Source organism: Clostridium cellulovorans 743B (assembly GCF_000145275.1).
Classification (GTDB): Bacteria; Bacillota; Clostridia; order Clostridiales; family Clostridiaceae; genus Clostridium_K; species Clostridium_K cellulovorans.
In genome coordinates this window covers 4,279,421-4,297,582 of record NC_014393.1, presented here as the reverse complement: position 1 = coordinate 4,297,582, position 18,162 = coordinate 4,279,421, and the positions used below count along the sequence as shown (strand labels likewise).

General features: G+C 30.8%; 19 protein-coding genes. 12 read left to right on the top strand and 7 right to left on the bottom strand.

The annotated features are described in order from the left end of the window. Window positions 1-7: 7 nt before the first annotated feature. The 3 genes from CLOCEL_RS23330 to CLOCEL_RS17550 are packed head-to-tail and all read right to left on the bottom strand — an operon-like array spanning window position 8 to window position 620. Complete coding sequence (locus CLOCEL_RS23330) at window positions 8-169, bottom strand: hypothetical protein (protein WP_013291855.1); 162 nt, start codon at window positions 167-169, stop codon at window positions 8-10. A 13-nt stretch (window positions 170-182) separates the two neighbouring features. Next, a complete protein-coding gene (locus tag CLOCEL_RS17555) occupies window positions 183-374 on the bottom strand; it encodes a hypothetical protein (RefSeq protein WP_013291854.1) in 192 nt (63 codons plus the stop codon). Between the two features lie 3 nt (window positions 375-377). Then, window positions 378-620, bottom strand: coding sequence for a plasmid mobilization protein (locus tag CLOCEL_RS17550; protein WP_013291853.1), 243 nt, complete (start codon window positions 618-620; stop codon window positions 378-380). A 180-nt stretch (window positions 621-800) separates the two neighbouring features. On the opposite strand from CLOCEL_RS17550, the gene CLOCEL_RS23725 reads away from it, so the two are divergent. Next, complete coding sequence (locus CLOCEL_RS23725) at window positions 801-1,403, top strand: NUDIX hydrolase N-terminal domain-containing protein (RefSeq protein ID WP_013291852.1); 603 nt, start codon at window positions 801-803, stop codon at window positions 1,401-1,403. Between the two features lie 166 nt (window positions 1,404-1,569). On the opposite strand, the gene CLOCEL_RS17540 is transcribed toward CLOCEL_RS23725, so the two are convergent. Genes CLOCEL_RS17540 through CLOCEL_RS17530 form a run of 3 tightly spaced genes read right to left on the bottom strand, consistent with a single transcriptional unit; the run spans window position 1,570 to window position 4,585 of the window. Then, the gene (locus CLOCEL_RS17540; protein ID WP_010073593.1) at window positions 1,570-2,871 is read right to left on the bottom strand and encodes an FtsW/RodA/SpoVE family cell cycle protein; all 1,302 of its coding nucleotides are present in this window, start codon (window positions 2,869-2,871) and stop codon (window positions 1,570-1,572) included. 53 nt (window positions 2,872-2,924) lie between these two features. Next, entirely contained in the window at window positions 2,925-4,253 is a 1,329-nt protein-coding gene (locus tag CLOCEL_RS17535; RefSeq protein WP_010073592.1) for an FtsW/RodA/SpoVE family cell cycle protein, read from the bottom strand. After that, a complete protein-coding gene (locus tag CLOCEL_RS17530; protein ID WP_010073591.1) occupies window positions 4,241-4,585 on the bottom strand; it encodes a PadR family transcriptional regulator in 345 nt (114 codons plus the stop codon). The genes CLOCEL_RS17535 and CLOCEL_RS17530 overlap by 13 nt, the downstream gene beginning before the upstream one ends. A 280-nt stretch (window positions 4,586-4,865) precedes the next feature. Between CLOCEL_RS17530 and CLOCEL_RS17525 the strand changes: the two genes are divergently transcribed. The 7 genes from CLOCEL_RS17525 to CLOCEL_RS17495 all read left to right on the top strand — a co-directional run bounded on the left by CLOCEL_RS17525 (window position 4,866) and on the right by CLOCEL_RS17495 (window position 11,358). Next, window positions 4,866-5,528: a D-Ala-D-Ala carboxypeptidase family metallohydrolase gene (locus CLOCEL_RS17525; RefSeq protein WP_010073590.1), complete on the top strand. Its 663-nt coding sequence runs from the start codon at window positions 4,866-4,868 to the stop codon at window positions 5,526-5,528. A 285-nt stretch (window positions 5,529-5,813) separates the two neighbouring features. Then, window positions 5,814-7,013 (top strand): anaerobic nitric oxide reductase flavorubredoxin, encoded by a 1,200-nt coding sequence (locus tag CLOCEL_RS17520; protein ID WP_010073589.1) that lies wholly within the window; start codon window positions 5,814-5,816, stop codon window positions 7,011-7,013. A 177-nt stretch (window positions 7,014-7,190) separates the two neighbouring features. After that, complete coding sequence (locus CLOCEL_RS17515) at window positions 7,191-7,835, top strand: DUF7986 domain-containing protein (protein ID WP_010073588.1); 645 nt, start codon at window positions 7,191-7,193, stop codon at window positions 7,833-7,835. Window positions 7,836-7,859: 24 nt separating this feature from the next. Beyond that, a complete protein-coding gene (locus CLOCEL_RS17510; protein WP_010073587.1) occupies window positions 7,860-8,198 on the top strand; it encodes an inorganic diphosphatase in 339 nt (112 codons plus the stop codon). 118 nt (window positions 8,199-8,316) lie between these two features. Next, on the top strand, window positions 8,317-9,072 hold the full coding sequence (locus tag CLOCEL_RS17505; RefSeq protein ID WP_010073586.1) for an AAA family ATPase: 756 nt from the start codon (window positions 8,317-8,319) through the stop codon (window positions 9,070-9,072). A gap of 140 nt (window positions 9,073-9,212) precedes the next feature. Beyond that, window positions 9,213-10,628: a potassium channel family protein gene (locus CLOCEL_RS17500; protein ID WP_010073585.1), complete on the top strand. Its 1,416-nt coding sequence runs from the start codon at window positions 9,213-9,215 to the stop codon at window positions 10,626-10,628. 175 nt (window positions 10,629-10,803) lie between these two features. Beyond that, window positions 10,804-11,358, top strand: coding sequence for a rubrerythrin family protein (locus CLOCEL_RS17495; protein WP_010073584.1), 555 nt, complete (start codon window positions 10,804-10,806; stop codon window positions 11,356-11,358). Window positions 11,359-11,575: 217 nt separating this feature from the next. Here CLOCEL_RS17495 and CLOCEL_RS17490 read toward each other — a convergent pair whose 3' ends face one another. Continuing rightward, entirely contained in the window at window positions 11,576-12,688 is a 1,113-nt protein-coding gene (locus tag CLOCEL_RS17490; RefSeq protein ID WP_010073583.1) for an acyltransferase family protein, read from the bottom strand. A gap of 556 nt (window positions 12,689-13,244) precedes the next feature. Here CLOCEL_RS17490 and metK point away from each other — a divergent pair. The 4 genes from metK to CLOCEL_RS17470 are packed head-to-tail and all read left to right on the top strand — an operon-like array spanning window position 13,245 to window position 17,965. Further along, window positions 13,245-14,423 (top strand): methionine adenosyltransferase, encoded by a 1,179-nt coding sequence (gene metK / locus CLOCEL_RS17485; RefSeq protein ID WP_010073582.1) that lies wholly within the window; start codon window positions 13,245-13,247, stop codon window positions 14,421-14,423. A 27-nt stretch (window positions 14,424-14,450) separates the two neighbouring features. Further along, the gene (locus CLOCEL_RS17480) at window positions 14,451-15,479 is read left to right on the top strand and encodes an aliphatic sulfonate ABC transporter substrate-binding protein (RefSeq protein ID WP_010073581.1); all 1,029 of its coding nucleotides are present in this window, start codon (window positions 14,451-14,453) and stop codon (window positions 15,477-15,479) included. Between the two features lie 55 nt (window positions 15,480-15,534). Continuing rightward, a complete protein-coding gene (locus CLOCEL_RS17475; protein ID WP_010073580.1) occupies window positions 15,535-16,731 on the top strand; it encodes a radical SAM protein in 1,197 nt (398 codons plus the stop codon). Then, the gene (locus tag CLOCEL_RS17470) at window positions 16,724-17,965 is read left to right on the top strand and encodes an MFS transporter (protein WP_010073579.1); all 1,242 of its coding nucleotides are present in this window, start codon (window positions 16,724-16,726) and stop codon (window positions 17,963-17,965) included. Before CLOCEL_RS17475 ends, CLOCEL_RS17470 begins: the two co-directional genes overlap by 8 nt. The last annotated feature ends 197 nt before the right edge of the window (window positions 17,966-18,162 follow it).

Genomic DNA, 18,162 nt, shown 5'->3' with positions numbered 1-18,162 from the left:
TTTGTATTTAATTATTTCCAATATGCTTTTTATAAATCTCTTCTTCTGAATACTTATCCATAAGTTTTAACATACGTCCTTTTAATGTGATTTCGTTCACTTCTTGACCTTCTATATCTAATTCTTTTATAGCTACTACAGCGTAAGCTACAGCTTCATAATTATCCATATCATTTTCTCTCCTAAAGTCCAATTGCACCACGCAATTTTTGTAGGGTACGCTTTTTATATTTTACGAGTTTTTCAAACTCTTCTTTAGAAAATTCACTAGAATCTTTACAAGTTTTTAGCAATGATTCTAATTCCTCCACAATTGGTTCAAGCTTAGATATAAGATAGACTATTTCATCTCTTTCAAGATTTACATTATACATTTTCTACACCTCTTTAATAGTTTTATTAAATTCTTGGTAAAGCACTAGGTATCTTATATATGCGCTAACGGTCATGCCGTTTACTTTTGCTAATTGCTCAAATATTAGTTTTTCTTCTTCGGTAACCCTAAAAACTATTCTTTCATATTTAATCTTATCAATGGGTTTTCTTCCTTCAATTTCTTTTGGTTTGATTTCATCTTCTGCACTAAGATCACTTGCTAAACCGTAAGCAAAAGTTTTCATCCCTACTCTCCTTTTTCAGTATTAATAGCTAAAAAATCAAAACTTTTTGATACATTACCCTCCTAATGTGTGCACATTTTAAGCGGTAGGGGAGGGGGTTTTTGTGACGGCAGATGAAACGGCAGAAATGTAGTCAATTATCGCCTAAAAACATCTAGGACATACTTTAATAAAAAGTGAATTACTTCTTATTTTCTAATAAATTCTATTAATGTATATATACTTTTTTATTCTAAAGATAAATATGATATAGAGAGATTTGAAAGAATTCGTGAACTTTCAGCAGAGATTGTCAGTGCTAAGTCAGGGCTTAATCTTGATAAAGTTAAAGATGTATTTTGTAATGAAACAGGGTATCAAACTCCAAAGTTAGATACTAGAGCAGCGATTTTCAAAGATGATAAAATATTATTAGTACAAGAATCTGCAACTAAGGAATGGTCTTTGCCAGGTGGTTGGATGGATGTTAATCAAACGGTAAAATCAAATGTCGTTAAGGAAGTAAAAGAGGAAGCTGGTTTAGATGTTGAACCTAATAGAGTAATTGCACTGTTGGATAGAAACAAACACAATATTCCTATAATTGCTCATGGGATATGTAAGGTATTTGTACTATGTGATATCATAGATGGCGAATTTAAGCCTAATATAGAAACCTCTGATAGTGGCTTTTTTAGCCTTGAGGAACTTCCACCGTTATCTATTACAAGAAACACTAAGAGTCAAATTGAAATGTGCTTTAAGGCATATAAGAATGAGGAATGGAAGGTTGTTTTTGATTAAAAATTTCTGATGTTTAAACAACATATAACACGAATACTAAATAAAATTTTATAATTTTATTGAAAAAACTCCAAGTGTTTTCAGCTGATTACTTATTAGTATTCAGTTCATTTTATAAACACTTGGAGTTTTTGTTAGTTGTAAAAGTTTAAGCTTAATTCTTAATTTATGCTACTTTATATGGCGAGTTTCTCCACTTATATACACTAGTTATCAAGGCAACGGACATTATATTAATTATAAGTCCATCTGTACGAAGATTTATAAAAGGTAAACTAATACTTAAAGCTGGAAATAACGAAAGATTCATTAATATATTTATAAAAAATTGAACGAAAAATAGTGAGCAAAATCCACTTACTAGTAACTTTCCATAGTTATCTTTAGTTTTCATACTGATAAAACCAATTCTTACTATGAAAGCTAGAACTGTAGCAATTAGTACTATCCCAACTATCCAGCCAAAGCTATAAATGATATAAGTGAGTATAAAATTACTATAATACTCTGGAAGCATGCCATCCTTGAATCCAGTTCTGTGTCCAAATAATCCAGAGGAATTTCTTACTGAATTCAGACGAATATAAAACCATCCAGCACCATAAGGGTATTCTGATGGATTAAGGAAAGCTGCAAGTCTTGTTAGTCTATATTGCTTATTAATGAAACAAAGCACAGAAAATGCAATTAATAAACCTGATTCCATTATAATATACTTTGGTTTAAGCCCAGAAAGTATCATTAAAGTTAGTACAGCTATTGTATAAGTAACCAGAAGACCAAAGTTTGGGATTGTTAAAAATATGAAACAAGGTCCGAACCCTAAAACAAAACCTTTAATTATCTCCTTAATACTAGTCCACTTATAATTAGAGTAAATGCCTGCTAATGAAAGGATTAAAACAAATGAAGATATATAAAATACATCAAAGTAAAGCGGAAAAACACATATCCAATTTTTATTTCCGATTAAATAGCCATAAGTGATTAGTTTAAGTAAAGAAATAAGTATTGAGACAATATACATCTTTTTAGAATGTTTCTTTAAACTTCTATAGTCAATTTTCAACATTACAAAGGTTACAATACTTCCAATAATGGCATGAGGAAGTATTCTACCTATAAAAGTTGGCCCGAATGGGTGGCTAAAGACAGTATTTTCTATAAAACGTGAAGTGAAAAATCCAAACAATACAAATAAAACAGTTATTGCTAGCAAAATCCAATCAGGAGTAGCTTTATGTACCTTGCTAAGACTCTTTCCGATAACTTTAGGATCACCCATTTGAAGGATAGCTTCATCGATAGCAGATTCTTCTTCTTTTCCTTGAGCAATGAACTCTTCAACGATTTCATCTATATGATTGAATAATTCTTCTTTTATGTTCTCGTGTACTTTTTTATTTCTTACTAATAAACAAACTTCTTCTAGATAGTGATTTATTTTTTCATTTCTTACATCAGGCATAAAACCTCATCCCCCAATACTACGTTTACTGCTATGTTAATAACTAAGTTTTTTTAAGCAATTTTATATGGTGAGTTTCTCCAGCGGTATACGCTAGTTATTAAACCAACAGATATTAAATTTATTACAAGGCTACTTCCACCGTAGCTAATAAATGGTAAGCCTATAGCAAAGACTGGCGTCATTGAAAAATTCATTAATATATTAAGAGCAAATTGACCAAAGAAAAATGCGCATAGTCCACTTACAAGTAGTTTTCCGTAGTTATCTTTAGTTTTTATACCAATAAAACCAATCCTAATTATAAATGCTAAAACTGTAGCAATTAGCAGAATTGCAGCTATCCATCCAAAGGTGTAAAGAATATAAGCAAATATAAAATCATTATTCATTTGTAATCTTGATACTATATCATGACTAGAGTTTAAATCGTGTCCAATCAAGTTTGCAGAGCTTCTCAAGGCAGTTAATTGATTGAAAAGCCACCCTGAACCATTAGGATCTTTTGAGTGGTTTAGGAAAATAAAAAATCTTTCAATCCTGTAAGGTTCACTAAAGATAAAATAAACAAAGGATAGCATTAAAGTACTTATTGTAGCTATTATATATCTTAGTTTAAGACTAGAAAATATTAGTAATGATAGTAATGATAGTGTATAAATAGTAAGCTTATCTGCTGAAGGAACTAAAATAAAAATGATACAAGGTATAAAACCTAATACAAGGCCTTTAAGGGTTTCTTTGGAACTGCCCCAATTATAGTTTGCATAAATTCCAGCCAAAGAAAGAATTAATATAAATAGAACAACATTATAAATATTGATAGTAATAGGTCCTAGGTTTATCCAGTTGCTGTATTCATATATATTGTAACCACCCAATATAGATCTAGATGTGAATAATCTAAAGAAAGAAAAAATTATTGTACCTATATAAACGTATTTAGAGTATTTCTTAAAGTTTCTATAGTCTATTTTTAAGATGATAAATGATAATACACAGCCAATAACCGTAAAGATAAGCGTTTTAAATAAATAGTTACTAGATCCATATTCATTTATAGCATTGCTTTTTTCCATAAATCCTATTGTAAAGATTCCAAATAGAACAAATGCAATAGTCATCGCTAGTAGAACCCAATCTGGAGTAGCTTTATGTACTTTATTAAGATTTTTTCCAACAATTTTAGGATCACCCATATGAAGCAAAGCCTCATCAATAGCAACTTCTTCTGATTTTCCTTGAGCAATATATTCTTCAATGATTTCATCTATATGATTGTATAGTTCTTCTTTTATGTTTCCGTGCACTTTTTTGTTTTTTACGAGAAAGCAAACTTTTGTGAGGTAATCATTAATTTTTTCATCTCTTATAACTGACATAAAGTCTCATCCCCCAATACTTTATTTACTGTGTTGGTAAATAATTTCCATTCCTTTTCTTTTTCTTCGAAAAGTTTTCTGCCATCTTGTGTTATTTTATAATATTTTCTCTTTCGTTTACTTTCACCAGCATCCCAATAGGCATCTATAAGATTTTCATTTTCTAATCCATGAAGTATCGGATAAAGTGTGCCTTCTTTAAAGGAAAATATTCCTTTTGAACGTAGCTCCATTTCTTTAATCATTTCATAGCCATACATATCTTTACGATTGAGAAGACTCAATATAAGTATGGTAGTGCTTCCTTTTAATAGTTCTTTGTTGATTTGCATGTTTTCACCCCTTTACCTAGAATAACTATACATAGTATATCTAGGTATATGATAGCAAATTTTTTTTCCATTGTAAACTATAAATATAAGGATTTTACCATTTAAATAATGAAAATTTATATACAACCATACAATTGAACTAAGATATACGAAATGAATAATATTAAATATATGTTAAAATTATGCAAAAACATGCAAGGCATATTTACTTTTAATGAAAAAATTGGTAGAATTCAAATTAAGCAGTGAAAAACTGTAAAATAGTAAGGGGGAAATGAAAATGAAACTATTTCATGGAAAAAAACTATTAATAATGAGTTTTTTTGTCTTCGCATTATTAATAGCACCAGCCAATGTTGCTAAAGCAGCAGTTCTTCAAAGTGGAAGTACAGGAGCAGAGGTAACAGCATTACAACAAAAGCTAATTAGATTAGGATTTTATTTAGGACCTTCAGGTGCAGATGGAGACTTTGGACAATATACTGTGGATGCAGTAAAAGGTATTCAATCTGCTAGTGGAATTACAACTGATGGTATTGTTGGATCTGCAACCAATACTAAAATTACAGAATGGTTATCAAAACCAGCTTATGGTGCAAGTACAGCACACTTCTCTCAATCAGAATTTAAGTGTTCTTGCTGTGGTTCATTAGGAGGAGGTATGAAAACTTCATTACTTCTTAGATTAGAAGCTTTAAGAGCAAAACTAGGTGGAAAATCTACTACAGTTAACTCTGGATACAGATGCGCAAAACACAATGCGGAAGTTGGTGGAGAAGACAATTCATACCACATGAAGAGTGTTGCTGCTGATATCCAAGTTTCTGGTGTAGCTCCATCAACTGTTGCAAGTAATGCAGAAACAATCTTTGGAGATGGTGGTTTAGGAAGATATAGCACATTTACTCACGTAGACGTTAGAGGCTATAGAGCACGTTGGTAAGAAATATAAAAAAATTAAAAATTCTTTATATATAAAGGGACAAGCAAAAAAAATCTCCTCTGTAGATATAGTTATTCTACAGTAGGAGTTTTTTGTTTAGTGCCTAAAGTATAGATATTTTCTTTACAACTTCTCGTAGTAATGAATATGTGGAAATTTTGCAGTTGGTCGCTGTATCATTTAAATATCTTACATGTAATTAAAAGTGAATGAACTGTGAAAATATAAACATAATAAGAAGAGAGCGGCTAGTGTAATTTAAAATATGTTAGGAGGCTGTTAATTGTGGCATTTAAAATCAATGATACGATTACTTGGGTTGGAAAAATCGATTGGGAGCTTAGAAATTTTCATGGAGAAGAGTATTCTACTCACAAGGGTTCTTCCTATAATTCATATTTACTTAGAGATGAAAAAACAGTACTTATTGATACTGTATGGCAACCTTTTACTAAAGAATTTATAGCTAATTTAAAAAAAGAGATTAATTTAGATGAGATAGATTATATTATTGCAAATCATTCAGAGGTGGATCATAGTGGTGCTCTACCAGAGTTGATGAAAGAGATACCTGGAACTCCGATTTATTGTACTAAAAATGGAGCAAAAATGTTAAAGGCTCATTATCACGAAGATTGGAACTTTATAGAGGTTAAAACTGGAGATACTTTAGAAATAGGTAAAAATAAATTGATTTTTATAGAAGCGAGAATGCTCCATTGGCCTGATAGCATGTTTACATATCTAACAGGAGACAATATATTGTTTAGTAACGATGCTTTTGGTCAACATTTTGCATCAGAAGAGATGTATAACGATAAAATTGATAAGGGAGAATTATTCCAAGAAGCCATAAAATATTATGCAAATATATTAACACCATTTAGTCCTCTAGTAGTAAAAAAAATTCAAGAAGTATTGAGTTTTAATTTACCAGTAGATATGATTTGCCCAAGTCACGGTGTTATTTGGAGGGAAGTACCAATTCAGATAATTAATAGGTATGTGGAATGGGCAAATAATTATCAAGAAAACCAAATTACAATAATATACGATACTATGTGGAATGCAACTAGGAGAATGGCAGAAACCATAGCAGAAGGAATAAAAGATGTCAATGAAGATATTGTTGTAAAAATATATAACTCATCAAAAAATGATAAAAATGATATTATAGCGGAGGTATTTAAATCAAAAGCCATATTAGTAGGGTCTTCAACTATAAATAAAGGAATCCTTTCTTCTACAGCAGCAATATTAGAAATGATGAAGGGCTTAGAATTTAAAGAGAAAAAAGCTGCTGCCTTTGGAAGCTATGGTTGGGGTGGTGAAGGCATAAAAATAATCACAAAACAACTTGAAGAAGGTGGATTTGAAATAATGAAAGATGGAATAAAAGAATTATGGAATCCAAATCGTGATGCTTTAGATAGGTGCAGAAATTATGGAAATAGTATAGGTGAAGCATTGAAGGAAAAGGAGTAATATAGAACTTATAGTACTTTAAATTTGATTTTATAAGAATATATAGAGTAAAACTTTTATTTAAAATATTTTCAAGGAATAATCAAATTATAGATTTTATAAAAAGCCATTTGTATTAGAATACGATCTCTGTGGTAAGATGGAAGTAACCTTAAGCTAAAGGAAGGATTAGATATTATGGATGAACACATAGAAAGATATAAAAATATTAAAAAAGATAGCTATGAATTCATTAATAAGAAGCTTAGTGGTTTTATGAAGGATGTTTATCCAAAAGAGACCGTATTTGCTGCGGCAAAGGCATTAGGGATGACATATGGTAAAAAAAAGTTTTCTGTTGATAGTAAAGAAGAGATTTTGTATATTTTCGACTATGCTATAAACGAAGTTGAGATAGCTGGTAAAAAAATTATACAATTATATAAAGAACAAGTAGGGCTAGAGAATGAAAAAGAAGTTGAATTTTCAAAAGCAATAGAAAATTCATATACATCTTTATTTAGAATAGTAAATACTTCAGAAAATAAAGGGCTTATTTTTATGAAGGATTTATTTGGCAACGGGAAAAATACAAGGCTAACAGATATAGTAATGAGCCAAACTACTAATTCTGATATGTTGATATTTACAAGGATATTTTCCTTTGAAGGTATGAATATTTCTTCAGGAATGCATTGTGCTTTTCCCGCAAAGCATGAAAATCAATTATTAAGAGAATATATGGAGTTTTTAAAACAGCAATCTCTTGAGGATACTCAAAAACAACGGTTTATATTCTTTTATAATGCCCATAAAAAAGCAGGTATCCCAAGTGTCTATTGATTATAAAAGATGGGGGTTAAGAAGATGAGAGAATATTTAGGGGAAAAAGTCAAGGTGATTATGGATAGACAAATTGGATCAAAACACCCCAGACATGGCTTTATATATCCACTGAATTATGGGTATATTCCTAACACAGTCTCAGGAGATGGTGAAGAAATAGATGCTTACATTATTGGTGAGTTTCAACCACTAGAAAATTTTCAAGGCTATGTTATAGCAATAATACACAGAATTAATGATAATGAAGACAAGCTAGTGGTTTGTAGAAACTTAAATAAATACAATAAAGAACAAATTTTAGCTTTAACAGAATTTCAGGAAAGATTTTTTCAATCGGAAATTATTATGCACCAAGAATAAAGTATGTCTCAAGGGAAAATTATTTCTCAAGAGTAAAGTAGGTTTTAAGAGTAAAATATGGTTCAAAAACAAAGTTAGAGTGATCAATCTTGGGTAAATAGGTAGATGGGAGAATTTTATGAGTATACTAAAAAGAAATCAGTATTTAAGGAGTATAGAATTAAAACGAGAAGAGATAGAAGATTTCTCAAAATATCCATTCTTTTTGCCAGCAATAATAAATTTAAAAAACTTAGAATTTCATCCAAAGGTCACTTTTATAGTTGGTGAGAATGGCTCAGGAAAATCAACGATTTTAGAAGCAATTGCTGTTAATTATGGCTTTAACCCAGAAGGAGGAACAAAAAACTTTAATTTTTCATCAAGAGATACTCACTCAGATTTAGGGCACTATATTAAGTTGGTGAAAGGATTAAGAAAACCTAAAGATGGATTCTTTTTTCGGGCAGAGAGTTTTTATAATTTTGCTACAAATGTTGAAGACTTAGAAAAAGAAGATCCAGGTTTGCTTCAATCTTATGGAGGGCGGTCACTACATGGACAATCCCACGGTGAATCTTTTTTCTCAGTTTTTATGAATAGATTTTTGGGAAACGGATTGTACATACTTGATGAACCAGAGGCAGCCTTATCTCCTTCAAGGCAAATGTCCATGATCTCAAGAATACATGAACTAGTGGAAAAAGACTCACAATTTATTATTGCAACTCATTCGCCTATAATAATGGCATACCCCGATGCAATTATTTATGAAATAAAAGATGATATTAGACAAGTACAATATCAAGAGACAGAGAATTATATAATAACGAAAAGCTTCCTAAATAAAACTAATGCTATGATAGAGGTACTTATAGACCAAAATATGAAATAATAAGTTACTACTTATGATAAATACTTATCAATCAACAACACTTATCGATAAGAATATAGGATATCTGCTAGTTATAAATGTGATATAATTAAAAATAAGTAAGATAAACCTATATTTGTGTAGAATAATGGAGTAGAGAGATGAGTGAAGAGGAAAGAGTAATTGAATTAGAGACAGAATTTGATTACGGCTATGATATATTCGTTATTCCTGAGAGGGAGATAACCATTGATTTTAATGAATTAAGTCAGGAGAATATACCAGAAAATGCAGAGTTTATTTATATAGTAAAACATGGTGAAAAGAAAAAGTATAAAGTCATAAATACAAAAGAAAAATTACAGGAGTATTCTTCAAACTTAATAAATTACCTTGATCGGGGATTAGGGTTATTAGTTACCTGTGAATGTAATAATATTTATGGGGCTTTTCACGATGTAATATTTTTAGAAAAATTTAAAATTGATTATTCTTCAGAAATGAAAATCACAGAAGATATGTATTTGAATTTTAGTTTTTGTTATTTTATGAAGAACTTAGATTTAGCAAGTGCACAATTTAGTTATATAGCTATCAATGATTCTATAATGAACAGAAATTTTTATATAAGATTTTCTAAGTGTGAAAAATTATTTATAAATAATAATAGATTTAAAAAGAAGATTACTATCAAGGGTTCTGACTTTTATAATTTTCAGATACATCAGTGTAACTACGAAGGAGAATCATTATTCCAAGAAGTAGACATTATGGAGGACTTTATACTGGATAAAATAAAAATCAACAATACATTGGATTTTATAGATTGTAGATTTGAAGGGTTAAGTAAGTTTAATCAAATTGAAATAGAAAAGACAGGAGAATTAAGATTTTCTCACTGTTCCTTCTATAGAACTTCAGAAATTGATTTTGATAAGATTGATGGAAAACTTGGAATATATAGGACTAATTTTGCTGATAAATGTTATTTAGACTATGAACTTTTGGATTATAAAAAGTACAAGCCTTTAATAGATAAAAGTGATTATAACAAAACGAAGTCAAACTATTTTCATGTAGCAGAGATATATAGATCTAACGGAAAAATAGAACAATATCTAGAAACTTTTTATTATTTTAAAAAATATGAGAGATTAGAGAGAAGACAAAAGAATAAGTTAAGCCTTGGAATATTAGATTTTTTAATTGAAAAATCTACAAAGTATTATACAAGTTGGACTAGGACGTTAATGTCCATGGGCTTTATTATGATGATTTTTTTTATATTCTATTGTAATTTCCCGTATCTTCTATTGTATAAAGAAGTTCCAATAAATTCAGAGAACTTATTTGAAATGTTGTTTAAAATGATAGAAAGCTCAAATTTTGATTTCCATTTACTAATAAGTAAGTTTGGAAATGTATTTTATTTTACCATGATGACTTTTACAACTGTAGGGTATGGTGATATTTCTCCACTAAGTTTTATGAAAGCAGCGGCTGGACTTGAAGGGCTTTTAGGAATATTCTTTACATCAAGCTTTGTTGTTGCTTTATCAAGAAAATTTTTAAGATAAACGGCGTTTTCACTGTAATATTTTATATAAGATAACAGTGTTAAGAATGTCAGTCATCGTATAAATTAGACATACCTAAATTTCAAATTTGAAATTCATTAAATTCTACTGAATGAATTGAGGATTTATATACAATAATATAAAAGATAGAACTATTTGAAAGGGTGTGTTTTTTATGTCAGTTAAGAATGCGATGACTGCGGACTTCTTACGTTCAGCCTATGGTGGAGAAAGTATGGCTAACCAAAGATATCTTGTGTGGGGTGAAGCTGCTGAGAAGGACGGTTTTCCTAATATAGGTAGACTTTTTAGGGGAGTAGCTTATGCAGAATGGGTTCATGGTAAGAATCATTTTAATGTTTTAAAGGATGAACTTGGAGATAAAACTGTTGTAGCTGGTGCAATATTTGGACTAAAGACAGTGGTTGACAATCTTCAAGGTGCCATCAATGGAGAAATACATGAGGTAGAACAGATGTATCCAGTGTACCTTGAAACAGCAAATTTCCAAAATGAAAAAGATGCTCAAAGATCCTTTAGATTTGCATTGGAAGTTGAAAAAATCCATGCTAAGTTATTTACTGATGCTCAAAATTTAGCAAAGGAAGGAAAAGACATGGGCGGTGAACCTATTTATGTATGTCCTGTCTGTGGATATACTGAAATAGGTGCTAATGTAGATAAATGTCCAATATGTGGAACTGATAAAAGTATGTTTAAACAATTCTAATATTCTTATAATTAGGACTAAGTTAATCACTATATACTATATATTATCTATTAGACTTTCTTTTTTAGCTTTTAATAAAGAAAAGGTAGGAGTAACACTCGGAAGTGGGTTTTACTCCTATTTTTTTATAAAGTCATAGATTTTTTTATTAATTTGTATTTTTTCTGTTAAGTACACATGTCTCCATATAATAAGTATCCTTAAATATTACATGGTTTTATTGGTACTCAGGTAACTCTTTTTTAAAGTGAAAATTGGCACCTTTTTTTAGTTTGATATATTGTATTGAGATAAAATCACTAACAATACAAAGTATAGCATAAAATATAAATATTGCAGGTAAAGAAAGTGTTGGTAGTACAATTAGAGACCAGCTTATTATCATCCAATGTATACAATAAATTTCTGTAACATTTTTACTCCATCGTACAAGTGCTCTTTTTATGATATATGGTATATGTGGTGTAATAAAATATACTGTACTTGCCCAGCAAATTACAAAAGCGAGAATAGTGATATTGCCGATGATGTCATGATGATAGTAGCCTTCTTGAAAAAGACCATCAACAGCTCCAAAGTCAACGCCTTTAAGATATGAATACTCAGCAAAAAGAATTAGAACTGCAAAGGATACATAGAAAGATAATTTATAAAGTACTTGCTTGTCCTTGCAATATATGAGCAGTTGTCCAAATAAATATCCAAATACAGGGTATATTATCCAAGTTAAGAAAGGAAACCAAGAGTCTTTATTAGTACTCCAAAGAAGGCCAAGAAGTGAGTCTATTACATGGTTGCCAGTACATGCCCCAGCAAGGACAAGATTTAGCCCTGCAAATACTATAGAAGCTAGTAGATAATATAGATTTCTAAATCTATATTTTTTAGTTATACCGAAAAACATAAAGGCAATTCCGGCAAATTGTAATATGTCTACACCCCAGAAAAGTTCCACTGCCTCGGTATAATCCTCGATATTTCCCGTAGTAATATACACTATAATATTGGGTAAAAAGTCTCTAAAAAAATTCAGGGCATAGGCAAATAGAAACAAATATAGTCCTCTCTTAAAAAGCGCTTTTGCATCGTTGTTTCTAGAGTAAACAATGCCAAGTCCAAGAAGAAACATAAATACTGGTGCTGACGGGGGACTTCCTAAAAATTCAATAACATATGTAGATGTTTTGGGAGCAAGAGGCCAAGTACTAAATTCCTCAAAACAATGAACTAGAACCATGAATAAGATGGAAAAGCCTTTTAAGATATCAAGCTCAGTTTGTCTTTCAGTATTAATAGGGTCTAGTGAAAATAATGAAATTTTATTAACCATAATAATGCTCCTTTTCTATAAGGTATCTTAACTTAAGTAATAGTTTTAAGATGCCTATTATATTTTTAATAATTAAGCTTTTATAAATAAATAATTATATAAAAAGTTGAGTTTAATTGAAAAAATATTTATAAAAGTTAATATATAACATATTACACCGAAAATACAAATGTAATGTATTTCTTATAAAGATTTAATTAATTGTTAACATTTTTTTCAGTTAAGTTTCAATGACACAAAAAATAAAAGACATTAGGAAATTAAATAGTTTTTTAAAAAATTTTTATAAACTTAGATTAAAAAAATTAAAGCCTATATCTTCTTATAAAACGAAGATATAGGCTTTTGATATATAGGATTTTTAGTTTATACGTAAAATTTATTATGCAGATGTATGAAATTGTTTATATTTACCTATGTGAAAATACATGTGTTAAGGTTTAATAATTGACATTATTTGTAGTGAAACATACAATGATAACACAGTAAACAAATAAGAAAAGTAAGAAAAACGATTTACGTCTATATTAACTAAAAGGCGAAAGGAAGATGAACAATGAGTAGGAAATTATTTACCTCAGAATCGGTAACAGAAGGACATCCAGATAAAATATGTGATCAAGTGTCAGATGCTATTTTAGATGAAATATTGAAACAAGATCCAGAAGGAAGAGTTGCTTGTGAAACGGCGACAGGAACAGGTTTTATAAATGTTTTTGGTGAGATATCTACAAAAGTATATGTTGATATACCAAAGGTAGTTAGAGAAACAATTAAGGAAATCGGATATACAAGTGGTGAATATGGGTTTGATTATAAAACTTGTGCAGTACAAACAGCTATAGATGAACAATCAAGAGATATTGCTATAGGAGTTGACACTGCTAAAGAAGCAAGAGAAGGAGAAGAGGACAAGTATGCTTTAACTGGAGCTGGGGACCAAGGATTAATGTTCGGTTATGCGACAGATGAAACAGCTGAATATCTTCCACTTCCAATAACCCTTGCTCAAAAGTTAGCAAAAAGATTATCAGAGGTTAGGAAAAATGGAACTCTTCCATATCTTAGACCAGACGGTAAAACGCAAGTAACTATTGAATATGAGAACGATACTCCAATAAGAGTAGATGTAATAGTAATCTCTACCCAACATGCTCCAGAAATAACACTAGAACAAATTCAAAAGGATTTATTACAAGAGGTAGTAGGAGCAGTAGTCCCATCTGAATTATTAGATGAACATACAAAATACTATATAAATCCAACTGGAAGATTTGTTATTGGTGGGCCGCAAGGGGATGCTGGGTTAACTGGAAGAAAGATAATTGTTGATACTTATGGTGGATATTCAAGACATGGTGGTGGTGCATTCTCAGGAAAGGATCCAACAAAAGTAGATAGATCAGGTGCATATGCAGCAAGGTGGATTGCAAAAAATTTAGTTGCAGCAGGAGTCGCTAAAAAGTTAGAAATACAAATATCTTATGCTATAGGAGTTGCAAGTCCAGTATCTATAACAGTTGACACTTTTGGAACAGGAAAAGTTAGTGATGACGATATATCAGAAATAATAAGTAAGGAATTTGATTTAAGACCAGCAGCAATAATAGAAACCTTAAATTTAAAAAGACCTATATACAAGCAAACAGCAGCATATGGTCATTTTGGTAGAGTGGATTTAGAACTTCCTTGGGAAGAATTAAATAAGGTTGAAGATATAAAAAAATATTTATAAACCTTTAGTAGGATGGGGGTAACGCAAATGAAAAAGAATAGATTGTTTAGCCTTATAGCTATTTTAGGGATTACTCTTATAAATGTTACGGGCTGCAATAGTAATGAAAAAATAGTAACAAAAGACGTTAGTATAAATAAAACAGCTGATAAGGTGAAAATAGGCTTTGTAGATGTTACAGGTACAGGACAAATCTCCAGTACATTAGGTCTTGCTAGAGATAGTGGATTTGTTGATGAAGAGTTAAAAAAGGTAGGAGCAGAAGCAGAATTTGTTCCTATGACTGGTGCAGGACCAGCTATCAATGAAGCCTTAGCTAGTAAGAATTTAGATATTGGTAATTTAGGTGATGTACCAGCTATTATTGGTAAAGCAGCTGGAATAGATACGGAACTAATAAGCTCTGCAGGGCTTGTTAACGGTGCATCTCTTATAGTTCCAAAGAATTCTACTGTTACCTCTGTAAAAGATTTAAAGGGAAAGAAGATTGCTACTCAAAAGGGAGCATTTATGCACAAGGTACTTATTGATATTTTAAAAAGTAATGGACTTAAGGTTGAAGATATTGAATTTGTAAACATGAATGCTCAAGACTCAGCAGATGCGCTAGTTTCAGGAAATGTTGACGGGGCAGTTATTGGCGGAATTACTTTAGGAAAGCTTGTGCTGAATGGGCAAGCAAAGGTGATAGTAGATTATAGAGACAATCCGCAGTGGAATACTGCTAGCTACACCATAGTAAGAACAGAGTTTGCTAAGAATAACCCAGATATAGTTAAAGCAATATTAAAATCATTAGTAAGAGCTAAAAAGCTTTGTGACCAAGATTCTACTGCAAGTTTAGAACAATGGAAAAGAGCAGGGAATTCTGAGGAGACTTATAAATACTTATATCCTAAAAATGATTATGTAGATGAAATAGAAATAAGTAGTGAAACTATTAATAGTGGAAAATCAACTATAGAATTTTTGAAGAATAATAGTTTGATAAAAAATGATGTAGATTTCAATAAATGGATTAATAAAAGTTATTATGAAGAAGTAAAAAATGGTTGATTAAACTAAGCAACTAGTTTATATCAACTAATAAAGGATCGAAGGAGGGAAACAAATGAGTGATATTAAAGAAATTCTCTATAAAGAGTTGGAGTTAAAGGCTAAGGTAAATATTGAGGGTATAAATGCTGATCCTAAAATCTTTAAGCATCTTGATTTAGGAGGGGAATATCAAGAACAAATACACTCACTTTTCGAAATGGATCATCAGGAGCATGTTGGAATCAGTTTTCCTTGTGGATTTATATCACCAAATGGCCTTAGATATAATTTTTGCTGGGATGTTAAGTCAAGGTTTTCTATTAAATACAGTGAGGGAAAATATTATTTGGCTGAAGATGACAAAGAACTTTTTCAAGTTGAATTTGATAAAAGACCTCATTATTATAGCTTAAAAACTTCAGATGGAACAGCTATGTCTCATGTAGCAAGTTTTACCCCAGGAGGAACTATTGGGGTAGCTTATAGTAATGAATGTGCTCTTAAGGATAAAGGATTAGATTGCTTATTTTGTAATGCCAACGCTACTAAAGATACCTATGCAGCTAAAGAAAATATAACGTGGAAAAATCCAAAGCAAATAGGAGAAGCAGTGGCAGCAGCTTTCAAATATGATAATGGAAAACATGTCAATATAACTGGTGGATTTATACCAGAAAGAAGAGAAGTTGATTATTACATAGATGTAGCTGAAGCTATTCAGGAGCATACAGGACTTGAAGATTTTAATGGGACGGCTGTAATAGGAGCACCAGAGGATCTTAGTGTAATAGATAAATATAAGGAAGCTGGTTTTAGAACTATAGCTATTCAATTAGAAATATGGGACCAAAATATATTCAAGACAATTTGCCCAGGAAAACAAAGTGAATGTGGTGGCTGGCAACATTGGGTAGATGCCCTTGAATATGCAGTAAAAGTCTTTGGTTTTGGAAAAGTTAGAACAGGTTTTGTTACTGGGATAGAACCTAAGAATAAAACTTTAGAAGGTGTAGAATATTTTGCATCAAAGGGGATTTTAAGTTTGACAAATGCGTGGAATCCTAATCCAGGATCAAAGCTTGAGGGACATAGGACACCAACTCCAGAATGGCATTTAGATATGGCGAAAAAGACTTATGCGATATTTAAAAAAGCTGGATTCACTTATGAACAGTACTTTGATGTTTCGCCATCACCTGACTTTTTAGTTCATGATATTTATAGGATAGAAGAACAGCGCTTGCCTATTTTTAAGGAAAAGAATGTTTAAAAAGATATTCTGTAATGATGTGAAAAAGCAGAAGTTTGAGATTATTGGAGGCAACCTATTATTTGGGTTTGTAGTAATCAATATTTTAACAGGTATGTGCGCTGGAATTATTTCTATGGTTTTACCTCTTTTTGTAGTAAGTATTGGAGCAACTGCAAGTGAGGTTGGAATTATAAGGGGAATATCAGGTATAGGAGCCTTGGTTATGGTGCTACCTTCAGGTTTACTAGTAGATAATTTCGGTTCCAAGAAATTATATATTGTGGGCAGTATTTTTAGTACGCTAACAACAGTTGTATTAGCATTTTCATCATCGCCATTGATAATTATTATTTCTATGGCACTTCAGGGTTTTTCAAACTCTCTAAGATTTACATCATTAAATGCAGCATTTTTCAGTAAGTTAAATGAAATTGGAATAAAAAAGTCAGGATGGTATAGAGGGGCAATGTCTATTGGATTAACCTTTGTTGGTCCATTACTTGGGGGGTATTTTATAAGTACATTTAGTTATTTTGCAATATTTAATATAACTGCAATGTTGACTCTTCTACCTATAGTTCCTTTATTACTTCTGATACTTATGGAAGATAGAAAGAGAAAAAATATAATAGTTAAATTTAAGATCTTGGAGCAATTAAAGGAGTTTAAGGAGTTATTAAAAGATAATGTTTTAAGGCAAACGGTAATAATTGAGGGAATTAGCACTGCATGCTTCTCATCATTTCTTACATTTATTGTGGTTTACATGGTTAACATTTTGAAGGTAGATGTTAAGTATGCATCATGGTTTTTGATAGCAGAAGGAGTAGCTTATATTTTAGTAGTGTTTTTAGGGGGAGGACTGTTATACAGATATAGTAGGAAGACATTGTATATAATAAGTCTTTTAGCAATGGCATTAGGATTATTAGGTATAGGAACATCTCAAAATATTTGGGTGATTTTTTTAGGCATAATAATACTTGGTGCTGGTACAGGGCTATTAAATATCGTGACTTATTCTAGTTTAGGAAATGTAAAGGGGAAAAAAGGGAAGGTATCAAGTGCACTATCAGCTTGTACGGGAATAGGAACTACTTTTGGACCAATGTTTGGTGGATTTATTGGAGACGCGCTTAGTTATAAGTTTATTTTCCTAACTTATATACCAATACTTTTATTGGTGTTAAGTTATCTATTCTTAACTAAAAGTAGGGCAGTGGAAATGAAGGCAGTCAAAAACATTTCTTAATCATTAGAGCTAATTATGTTTTCAAAAATAAATTGGCTAAATTCAATTATTTTATGTGGAATGAAGTAGCAAATATATTTGAGTTTCTGAGTGTTGAAATTTTGCAGACAAGTATTTACTATGTACGAGTATTATGCGTTTAGTACAAGAGAGTTTGTTCAGAGATATTTAAAGATATGATAGTAGTTTTTTAAGTA